The sequence below is a fragment of the uncultured Phenylobacterium sp. genome, assembly GCF_902826855.1.
GTDB lineage: Bacteria > Pseudomonadota > Alphaproteobacteria > Caulobacterales > Caulobacteraceae > Phenylobacterium.
This window is the reverse complement of record NZ_CADEGK010000109.1, coordinates 1-6,205: the sequence shown is the minus strand read 5'-3', so window position 1 is coordinate 6,205 and position 6,205 is coordinate 1. Positions and strand designations below refer to the sequence as shown.

General features: G+C 67.0%; 6 protein-coding genes and 1 pseudogene. 3 read left to right on the top strand and 4 right to left on the bottom strand.

Annotated features, from left to right (window positions below; translation table 11 throughout):
• A partial coding sequence (locus tag QZV94_RS15115) for an aldolase/citrate lyase family protein (RefSeq protein WP_293678735.1) occupies positions 1 to 606 on the bottom strand: 606 nt, incomplete at its 3' end.
• Between the two features lie 57 nt (positions 607 to 663).
• On the opposite strand from QZV94_RS15115, the gene QZV94_RS15110 reads away from it, so the two are divergent.
• Positions 664 to 1,056, top strand: a complete 393-nt coding sequence (locus QZV94_RS15110) for a DUF2237 domain-containing protein (protein WP_293678734.1) — start codon at positions 664 to 666, stop codon at positions 1,054 to 1,056.
• Positions 1,057 to 1,067: 11 nt separating this feature from the next.
• On the opposite strand, the gene QZV94_RS15105 is transcribed toward QZV94_RS15110, so the two are convergent.
• Together QZV94_RS15105 and QZV94_RS15100 are read right to left on the bottom strand one after the other, a co-directional pair.
• Positions 1,068 to 2,858 (bottom strand): M3 family oligoendopeptidase, encoded by a 1,791-nt coding sequence (locus QZV94_RS15105; RefSeq protein ID WP_293678733.1) that lies wholly within the window; start codon positions 2,856 to 2,858, stop codon positions 1,068 to 1,070.
• A 90-nt stretch (positions 2,859 to 2,948) separates the two neighbouring features.
• A complete protein-coding gene (locus QZV94_RS15100) occupies positions 2,949 to 4,334 on the bottom strand; it encodes a PAS domain-containing protein (RefSeq protein ID WP_293678732.1) in 1,386 nt (461 codons plus the stop codon).
• Between the two features lie 212 nt (positions 4,335 to 4,546).
• Between QZV94_RS15100 and QZV94_RS15095 the strand changes: the two genes are divergently transcribed.
• Positions 4,547 to 5,392 (top strand): AraC family transcriptional regulator, encoded by an 846-nt coding sequence (locus QZV94_RS15095; RefSeq protein ID WP_293678731.1) that lies wholly within the window; start codon positions 4,547 to 4,549, stop codon positions 5,390 to 5,392.
• Positions 5,393 to 5,464: 72 nt separating this feature from the next.
• Here the strand turns inward: QZV94_RS15095 and QZV94_RS15090 are convergent, their stop codons facing one another.
• Entirely contained in the window at positions 5,465 to 5,890 is a 426-nt protein-coding gene (locus tag QZV94_RS15090) for an Lrp/AsnC family transcriptional regulator (protein WP_293678730.1), read from the bottom strand.
• Positions 5,891 to 6,008: 118 nt separating this feature from the next.
• Between QZV94_RS15090 and QZV94_RS15085 the strand changes: the two are divergent.
• A pseudogene (locus QZV94_RS15085) lies at positions 6,009 to 6,205 on the top strand (amidinotransferase); the annotation flags it as partial.

Genomic DNA, 6,205 nt, shown 5'->3' with positions numbered 1-6,205 from the left:
CTGGCGGGCCAAGCCGTCGCCGTCGGGCATTTCGTTGAAGCCCCCGTCAAGAATGGCGATCCCGGGCGCCCGGGCGGCCATCAGGCTGAGGGTGAGCGCGGTCATCAGCGGCGCGCGCTCGACGGTCATCGCGCAGCGCATCTCCTTGGCCAGGTCGTTGGAGCCGATCACCCAGGCCTCCACGCCGACGTTGATCGACTCCGCACCCAGCGCCTCCAGCCGGAACATCGCCGCGCAGGTCTCGATCATCGCCCAGATCGGCAGGTCGCCCGCCACGCGGGCCCGCGCGTGCGTGAGGTCTTCGCAAACCGAGACCTTGGGGACCAGCACCGCATCCGGGTGGGCCGCGGCCGCGGCCGCCAGGTCCGCCTCGCCCCAGGGGGTGTCCAGGCCGTTGACGCGGATCACCACCTCGCGGGGGCCGAAGCCGCCGGCGCGGACGGCGGCCACGGCGTTGGCGCGGGCCTCGTCCTTGGCCTCCGGGGCGACGGCGTCCTCCAGGTCGAGGATCACCACGTCGCAAGCCAGCTCGCGCGCCTTGTCGATCGCGCGGCTGTTCGAGGCGGGCATGTAGAGGGCGCTGCGGCGGGGACGGGCGGAGATCATGCGGACGCGACGGCTCCTCTTCTAGAGAACCGCAGTCTTAGCGTTTAGGATGGGGCCATGGCCACACGCCCGATCCGCTACGACGCCGGCGCCCGCAATGTCCTGGGCCAGGAGCTCACGCCCTGCTCGCTGGACCCCGTCACCGGCTTCTTCCGCAACGGCTGCTGCGAGACCGGCCCGCACGACGTGGGCATGCACACGGTCTGCGCGGTGATGACTGCCGAGTTCCTCGCCTTCTCCAGGCGCGCGGGCAACGACCTGTCGACGCCGCGGCCCGATCTCGGCTTCCCCGGCCTCAAGCCCGGCGACCGCTGGTGCCTGTGCGCGCCGCGCTGGAAGGAAGCTCTCGACGAGGGCGCCGCGCCCAAGGTGGTGCTCGAGAGCACCCACGAGGAAACCCTCGCCATCGTGCCTCTGGGCGTCCTCAAGGACTACGCCGTCGAGGCGTAGGCCACCTCGGCTCAGACCAGCGCTTCGAACTCGTCCACCAGCCGTTCCAGCTGCCGCACGCCGGCGGCCCAGAAGGCCTTCTCGCGGGGGTTCAGCCCGAAGGCCGCGAGCGCCTCGACGTAGGTCTTGGTGCCGCCGGCCGCCAACAGCTTCTCGTAGGTCGGCGCGAAGCCCTGCGGATCCTCGCGGCGCTTCTCCATCAGGCCGCGCACCAGCAGGTCGCCGAACGCGTAGGCGTAGACGTAGAAGGGTGAGTGCACGAAGTGGCTGATGTAGCTCCAGTAGTGCTCATAGCCTTTGTTGAGCTTTACCGCCGGCCCTAGGCTCTCGCCCATCACCTCCAGCCAGATGCCGCCGATCTGTTCCGGCGACAGCTCCCCTTCCAGGCGGGCGGCGTGGAAGCGCGTCTCGAAGCGGTGGAAGGCGATCTGGCGGATGACGGTGTTGATCCCGTCCTCGATCTTGCCGGCCAGGAGGTCGCGCCGTTCGGCCGGCGTCGCCTCGGCCAGCAGCTTCTCGAACACCAGCCCCTCGCCGAAGATCGAGGCGGTCTCCGCAAGGGTCAGGGGCGTGTCGGCCAGCAGCGTGCCCAGCGGCTGGCACAGCGTCTGGTGGATCGCGTGTCCCAGCTCGTGGGCCAGGGTCAGCACGTCGCGCCGCTCGCCCATGTAGTTCATGAACACGAACGGATGCCGCTCGGCCGTGACGGAGTGCGAATAGGCCCCCGACTGCTTGCCGGCGCGCGGCTTGGCGTCGATCCACGGCTGGGCGAAGAACACCTTGGCGGTCTCGGCGAACTTGGGCGCCAGCGACTCGAAGCTCTCGAGCACCACCCCCTTGGCTTCATCCCAGGTGAAGGTGCGCGGCGGCGCCGCGTCCAGCGGGCAGTTGCGGTCCCAGTGATTGAGGTAGGGCAGGCCCATCACCTTGGCCTTCAGCTTGTAGTAGCGGTGGCTGACCGAGGCGTAGCCATCGACCACGGCGGCCTCCAGGGCGGCGACCGCGTCGGCATCGACCTCGTTGGCCAGGTGGCGGCCGTGGGCCGGGCCGTCGTACTTGCGCCAGCGGTCCTCCACCTGTTTCTCGAAGGCCAGCGTGTTGAGGCATAGCGCCAGGGTCGAGCTCCGATCGGCCAGCGCCTTCGCCAGGGCGTTGGCGGCGGCCTTGCGGGTGGCCGCATCGGGGTCCCCGGTCTTGTTCAGCAGCTCCGACAGGGTCAGCGTCTCGCCGTTCACCTTGGCGCTCAGCTTGGCGAGGGTCTCGTTGGAGAGCCGGCCCCAGTTGGCCGACGCCGGGGCCATGTCGATCAGGATGCGCTCCAGGTCCGGCGACAGCTCGTGCGGCCGCCCGGCCCGCACGCGCCGCAGCCACGGCCGCCAGCGCGCCGCCGCCGGATGCGCCGTCAGCGCCGCCTCGAGCTCCGCGTCGTCGAGCTTGTTGATCTCCAGCGTGAAGAACAGGCTCAGCGCTCCGATCTGCGAGGATCGCGCGCGCAGGTCGGACTCGAACTTCGACCAGGCGGGGTCGTTCCGCTGGGTGGAGGCCGACAGAGAGCCGTAGGCCCCCACCGACCACATCAGGTTCACCGCCTTCTCGTAGAGGGTGATGCCGTGGTCGATCATCCCGCCTAGCTCAGCCGGCTTGGACCGCGTGGCCAGCATCTGGCCTTCCAGCTTGGCGAGCTCCGTGTTGGTCGCCTCGGCCGCCTTGAGGTCCGCCTCGATCCGCGGGTCCTCGCGGCTCGAATAAAGGTCATCCAGCCGCCACGTAGGCAGGGTTTCGGGCTTGATGGGCGCGTTCATGCGGCGAAGGTTAGCGCCGGAATGCGGCCGGAGTCCCGCTAGAGTTTCTTGGCCCGCAACGACCCCGGCCGCTGCACGGACCGAACGCCACTAAGCGGTGATTGGCGCTTCGATCTCACACACGAGTCCCGCGGGAAGGAAGTCGAGGCGCACCCGCCCCTTCTCAGCCGCCAATGCCCGTTCGATCATCCGCGATCCAAATCCCCGCCGTTCAGGGACCACGACGCGCGGCCCATCGATCTCGATCCAACGAAGGGACACCAGGCCGCGCTCAGTGACCGCCTGCCAGGTGATTTCGACCCTGCCGGTGTCGTTGGAGAACGCCCCGTACTTGGTCGCGTTCGTGCAGAGTTCGTGGAGGATCAGAGCCAAGTTGACCGCCACGCGAGACGACAGCGGCACATCGGGCCCCTCGACCAGAAGGCGCGTGCCCCACCGCTCGATCCCGAGTTGCTCGTTGATCACTTGGCGCAAGCTCGCGGATGTCCAGTCCGTGTCGATGAGCAGCGTGTGAGCGCGCGATAGGGCGGCGATCCGAGCGTCGAAACGCTCAAGCTGTTCGGTCGGGGTCGGATCGCGGAAAGTCTGACGGGCCATGGCCTGCACGACCGCCAGGGTGTTTTTGACGCGGTGATTGAGCTCGTGGACGAGCAGGCTCCGCTGTTCTTCGGCGCGACGACGATCAGTAACGTCTACTGACGAGCCAATAAGGCCGAGGATCCGGTCGTCCTGGTCGCGAAGCGGCGCTTTGGTCGATAGCCACAGCGCGGTCGTGCCGTCCGGGAATGTGACCTGCTCCTCGAGCTGCTCGGCGATGCCGGTTTCCATTATGCGGCGGTCGTTGGCCATCAATGCCGCCGCCTCCGCCTTATCTTCCAACACTTCGAGGTCCGTTCGGCCGATGAAATCCTCGTACCGCTTGCCGAGGAGCTCGGACGTACCCGCATTGCCCGCCAGAAAGCGCCCTTCGCGATCCTTCGCGTAGACCACCCCCGGAACCGATTCCATCAATCTCCGCAGCAAGCTGTTGGAGGCTTCAAGTTCGACGAGCGCCGTTGTTTCGGTGCACGTGCCGAACAACCCGAGCACGCCGCCGGACGCGTCGCGCACCGGCGTGTAGGAGAAGCGAAAGCGGGCCTGCTCAGGCTGCCCCGTGTGATCGAGGCTGATTGCAAGATCATCCATCTCGACGCCCTCGCCGGCGAAGACCCTCTCAAATGCCGGTCCCAGGGTGTCGCGCGCCTCCGCCCAATCCTGATCAAGGCCATGTTGGCCCATGGCGGCCGGGTGCTTCCGACCCAGGATCGGGATGAACGCGTCGTTGTAGAACCAAACCCGATCTGGCCCCCAAATGAGGAACGTCGCTTGACGACTTGCCAGCATGACGCCCAGGAGCGTTTGGAGAGAGACAGACCAGTGAATGGGGTCGCCCAGCGCCGTATTGGACCAGGCGTACTGCCGGACCCGCCGGGCCATCTCACCTGACTTTGGCAGGCTCCCGAACGGCTCCGCAGATGCCGCGGACGTCTGTCGGTCGATCATGTTCCCCACCGATCCATGCGGCAATTTGCGCAATTTTCGGGTGCGGCGCAATATTGGCGCCCGCCAGCAAGCGCGGCGCGGGGCATGGTTTCAGGCTGGCCCAAAATTCGGTCAGTCTCGACGAGAGGAAAGGTGCAACGCCTACCATGCCGCTGCGAGATCAAGTTGAGCTAAGGTTCCTTGCGGACGTTTCGCCCCCGCGCGTTACGGTTCCGGCCGCTGCCCTGGGTGCGGAGCGCGTTGAACTCGCTCCCTCGCGATTCGAATACGCGACAACCGGGGAAGCTCACTACCTCGCCCTGCACGACATCGTCATGGACGACGGAGAGATCTGTGTGGGTGGAGATGCTCCGATCCGGCAGACCGATCTTCGCCGCACGATGACCTTCCTGCCCGCCGGGGTGCGGGTCACCGGCTGGACCGATCCTCTGGTTCGACCCAATTCCTTTGTCGCCCTCCACTTCGACGCCGAGGCGATACCCGCTCAGCTCAGGGGCTCTGCCAATTTTGAAGATCCCGCAGTTTATTTTCGAGATCGGCGCCTTTGCGAGACATTGACCAAGCTCGACCGCGCGATGCGAGCCGACGCTCCCTCGATGGCGCTGCTCGCCGACGCCCTTTGCGACCTGGCCGTTCGCGAGTGCGGTCTGCGGTTCGCGAAGGTCAGCGGATCTGTAGTTGCCCGCCCAACGCCCTCCCTTTCCCAAAGTCAGATCATGCGGGTGCGAGACTTCATCGCAGGCAATCTGTCCGCCTCGATTTCCCTGTCAGACCTCAGCGCGGTCATCGGGCTCAGCAAGTTCCACTTCGCACGCGCGTTCAAAGCGACCGCGGGCCGCTCGCCTTACCAAGAGGTCCTTCAAATGCGCCTGGCCGTCGCGCGGCGCCTATTGAGTGGCGGCTGCACAGCGGAGGTGGTCGCTGCTCGAACGGGGTTTACGAACGCGCGCCAGCTGCGGCGGGCGATCCGCCTGCATCCACAGGCGAAATAGCCAGTCGTACTATGCGCGCCAGCCTTCGGGCGGCCCCCGCTCCCTACGGGCGAGGAGAGGACGCGCCGTTGCTCACAGCTTCTGCGTCGCCAGCAGGATCGAGGTCTCGGTCGCGGCGATGCCCTCCACCTGGCGGATGGCGTCGAGAGTGGCGCTGAAGGCCGCCAGGGTCTCCACCTCCAGCTCGGCGACCAAGTCCCAGCGGCCGTTGGTGGTGTGGATCGCCGCCACCTCCGGGAAGCCCTTCAACGCCTTGATCACCGCACCCGACCGCTCGCCCTCGATGGCGATCGACATCACCGCGCGCACCCGGTGGGCGTCCATGTCAGGGCGGGTCTTGATCGTGAACCCCTGGATCGCACCCGCCTTCATCAGGCGGTCGATCCGGTTCTGCACGGTCCCGCGCGAGACTTTCAGCGCCTTGGCCAGCGCCGCCGCCGGAGTGCGCGAGTCGGCGCGCAACAGGGCGATCAGTCGTCGATCGAGGTCGTCGATCATATCGTCATCTAGTTCTGTCAATTCGATACGATAAGGCGCGTAATGTAGCACCTTGTCTTCTATCTGCTAGCGCCGCCTTGAGCCATCCTGTGTCGCAACCACCACACAGGAGTTCTCCATGGAAGGCCGCCCCTTCTTCCTGATGACCGACCCTGACGCCTTCGACGTCAGCTACCGGATCAATCCCTGGATGAAGCCCGAGGCCTGGACCCCGGCGCTCGCCGCCCAGGCCCACGAGGCTTCCCACGCGCTGCGCGCCGCGCTTCGGGCCGCCCGGGCCCATTCGAAAACCATTTGCGCGGTTCGCGGTCTGCC

Coding starts and splice junctions, on each gene's coding strand:
- QZV94_RS15095 (WP_293678731.1), top strand. CDS start 4,547: ATGCCGCTGCGAGATCAAGTTGAGCTAAGGTTCCTTGCGGACGTTTCG.
- QZV94_RS15105 (WP_293678733.1), bottom strand. CDS start 2,858: ATGAACGCGCCCATCAAGCCCGAAACCCTGCCTACGTGGCGGCTGGAT.
- QZV94_RS15090 (WP_293678730.1), bottom strand. CDS start 5,890: ATGATCGACGACCTCGATCGACGACTGATCGCCCTGTTGCGCGCCGAC.
- QZV94_RS15100 (WP_293678732.1), bottom strand. CDS start 4,334: ATGGCCCGGCGGGTCCGGCAGTACGCCTGGTCCAATACGGCGCTGGGC.
- QZV94_RS15110 (WP_293678734.1), top strand. CDS start 664: ATGGCCACACGCCCGATCCGCTACGACGCCGGCGCCCGCAATGTCCTG.